At 46.0% G+C, this 3,197-nt stretch carries 4 protein-coding genes; 3 read left to right on the top strand and 1 reads right to left on the bottom strand.

The genetic code is table 11. The annotated features are described in order from the left end of the window. Positions 1–1,064 (bottom strand): PPC domain-containing protein (locus tag E5S67_RS31540; protein WP_172193362.1); only part of this gene is annotated, 1,064 nt, incomplete at its 3' end. 594 nt (positions 1,065–1,658) lie between these two features. On the opposite strand from E5S67_RS31540, the gene E5S67_RS31545 reads away from it, so the two are divergent. The 3 genes from E5S67_RS31545 (at position 1,659) to E5S67_RS31555 (ending at position 3,181) form a co-directional block, all read left to right on the top strand. Further along, positions 1,659–2,249, top strand: coding sequence for a ParA family protein (locus E5S67_RS31545; RefSeq protein ID WP_172193365.1), 591 nt, complete (start codon positions 1,659–1,661; stop codon positions 2,247–2,249). Beyond that, a complete protein-coding gene (locus tag E5S67_RS31550; protein ID WP_172193367.1) occupies positions 2,246–2,491 on the top strand; it encodes a ribbon-helix-helix domain-containing protein in 246 nt (81 codons plus the stop codon). The genes E5S67_RS31545 and E5S67_RS31550 overlap by 4 nt, the downstream gene beginning before the upstream one ends. Before the next feature lie 486 nt (positions 2,492–2,977). Next, on the top strand, positions 2,978–3,181 hold the full coding sequence (locus E5S67_RS31555; RefSeq protein ID WP_172193370.1) for a hypothetical protein: 204 nt from the start codon (positions 2,978–2,980) through the stop codon (positions 3,179–3,181). Positions 3,182–3,197: the final 16 nt, after the last annotated feature.

Genomic DNA, 3,197 nt, shown 5'->3' on the forward strand with positions numbered 1-3,197 from the left:
GTCGTTGCTATAGGTTTTTCTGTTTCAGATGTGAGAGTTGTTTCGGAGGTGCTTGTGATTGGTTTGTCGGTAGTTGTTGATGTTGTTTCTGCCGCAGATTCAGTCGTTGCTATAGGTTTTTCTGTTTCAGATGTGAGAGTTGTTTCGGAGGTGCTTGTGATTGGTTTGTCGGTAGTTGTTGATGTTGTTTCTGCCGCAGATTCAGTCGTTGCTATAGGTTTTTCTGTTTCAGATGTGAGAGTTGTTTCGGAGGTGCTTGTGATTGGTTTGTCGGTAGTTGTTGATGTTGTTTCTGCCGCAGATTCAGTCGTTGCTATAGGTTTTTCTGTTTCAGATGTGAGAGTTGTTTCGGAGGTGCTTGTGATTGGTTTGTCGGTAGTTGTTGATGTTGTTTCTGACGCAGATTCAGTCGTTGTTGTAGGTTTTTTTATTTCAGATGTGAGAGTTGTTTCGGAGTCTGTAGTGACTGATTTGTCGGTAGTTGATGATGTTGTTTTTGCCGCAGATTGACTCGTTGCTACAGCAGGTTTTTCCGGTTCAGATGTGAGAGTTGTTTCGGAGTCTGTAGTGACTGGTTTGTCGGTAGTTGGTGATGTTGTTTCTGCGGTGACAGTCTTGTCATCAACAGAAGTTCCTGTAATTACATCTTTGTTTGCAGTCGGTTTTTCCGAAGTTGCGGCGCTGTTTGAGGGAAGTGGAGAATCTGATTTTGCACCGGTCAGGGTGTCTGCGTCGGATGATTTTTGAGTGCTAGTTGGTGCTGAATTCAGCGTGTACTTGATGTCGCCGCTGGTTTGCAAAACTTTTAGTGTATAGTCTCCGGCTACTAAGCTGTCAGCGCTAATTGTTTCTGCACTGGTTCCCGCGTTGGTTGAACTGTAAAGTGTTGCGCCACTAGAGTTTAACAAAAATACGTCGGCATTCCCGCTCAAACCGTCGATAGAAAATCGGAAACTTCTCGGACTGGTGATGTTAAATTTGTATATGTCAAAGATATTTGTAGTATCAACACTACCAGTGTAGCTTGTGCTGCCAGTCAATGCCCCTATGTTAAGTTCAGTCATGTTACCGCAGGAAATAGTTGGTTGAATACGCGCTCAACTATCTATTTGGAGTACCTTGAGGTTTTTATGCAAATTGCGGTAAATTGTTACATAAGTTTATATTTGAGTGGCCGAACGCCCAAAACTTGAAAGCTACTTTACATTACGTCGATTACTGAGGAATAATACCTGATTATTCGGATCTTCCGTACTTAGTGTCCCAAATTTTTAGTTTTCTGGTCTCCTACATTAGGTGTTGCTTAATCAGGGTATGAAAAAAATCAGTTGAAGCTCCCGAAGCTTTGCGACTACTGATTTCTATGACTTGCATATTTAGCTTTTCATACCGTAAATCAGCAACGCCCGCATTTGCACGTTGTCGTCGGTCGCGGCTGGTGTGGCAACCGATGCGCGCGCATTCATTCCCAGCCAACGAGTGCCTGGAGACAAACGTACTGGAAATTTGAGAAGAGGATGCGATCGCTCTGGCTAAGCTGCTGAGCGTAGAGAATATAGATGGCTTTGCCTAAACATCGAACATCCAAACATTCAAACATCTAAATATTCAGATGTTTTAGCTGTAAAATCTAGTTGATGAACTCAGCAGACTTACCTATGATTGTCACAATCGCCTCATTTAAAGGCGGAGTCGGAAAAACTACTACAGCGCTGCACTTAGCGGCTTACTTGCAGACCAAAGCACCCGCATTGTTGGTAGATGGCGACCTCAACCGCAGTGCCTTGGATTGGGCTGCTCGCGGCTCCCTGCCGTTCAAAGTGGTCGATGAAAAGCAAGGCGTGCGCTATGCCAGGGATTACGAACACATCGTCATCGATACACCCGCACGACCTACCCCAGAAGACCTGAAAACTCTAGCAGAAGGGTGCGACTTGCTGATATTGCCCAGCTCTCCCGATGCTATGGCCCTGAGCGCTATGCTGCAAATGGTGGAAGCTCTCTATTCTCTGCAATCCAATTACCGCATTTTGCTTACGGTCATCCCCCCCGCTCCGAGTAAAGTCGGGGCTGAATCTAGGGCAACCATCGAAAAAGCGGGATTGCCCATTTTCAAGTCTGATATAAGGAGACTGGCGGTATTTCAAAAAGCTGCCCTCGCCGGGGTTCCTGTAAACGCTATCAAAGACCCTTACGCTAAAGCTGCTTGGGGGTGCTACACCGCTGTTGGAAAGGAGATACTGCCGTGAGTCGTTTTGATGATTTATTGAAGGCCAAAAAACTCAAACCCGGTGAACCTGACCTCTCTCCCAGTGTGGCGCTATCCAAAAGCAAAGACCCCAACTTTGTCCGCACTACTGTTTACCTGCCAAAACAACTGCACCGCCAACTCAAATCCGCAGCAGCGCAGTCGGGTCAGGAAATGAGTGAGCTGGTGGAAAAATCCGTAGCTCAATACCTCCAGAAGTTCAATCCCGACGATAACATCTAAACATTTGGATGTTTGAATGTTCAAATGTTTAAGTCGGCGCCTCTGTAAAAACTAAGAACTTTCTTGTTGTGCAACTCGCCAACATTTTGCAGTACCCTGCATGAATCGTCTACCTGGCAACCGACTATTGCTCTGGTTCGTGACAACAACCCCCGTTCGCGAGCCATTTCCTGTTTTCAGGTGAGCTCGCGAGCGAAATCAACCTCGATAGAAAATCATAATTAAACGTTTAGATGTTTAGACATTTGAATGTTTAAGCATTTAAATAGCTAAACGTACAGAATCCGGTTTGGGGGAAGGTGTGCTGGATTCGTTCAGTTTAGTGTCAGGCTGCCGGGTTTGCTTGGCATTGACATGAGAATGGGAGCAACTGATAGTGAGGAAATTGTGGCAACTCTTGGCGATCGCCAAGAGAGTTGGTAGGGATGATTAGCGACTGCAATCTAACTGCGCCCTCACCGTCGTCTCGGCTTCCTCAAATTGGTCTTGAGAAACCAAAAGGGTGCAGCAACCCAAACCAAGCACCAGAGAACCATTCAGCGAGCGCCATTAATAACCGCAACTTACATCCTAGGCAATCCAAGCAATGCAGCTCCCTGTGTTGCCACCACCGACAACTATTTAATGGTGAAGCCGCAGTTTGTGCTTTCCTACAACAGCAAAACTCACACTGCCAACTGGGTTTCGTAGCAACTGAATCGCTCTT

The sequence above is a fragment of the Microcoleus asticus IPMA8 genome (assembly GCF_013179805.1).
Classification (GTDB): Bacteria; Cyanobacteriota; Cyanobacteriia; order Cyanobacteriales; family Microcoleaceae; genus Microcoleus; species Microcoleus asticus.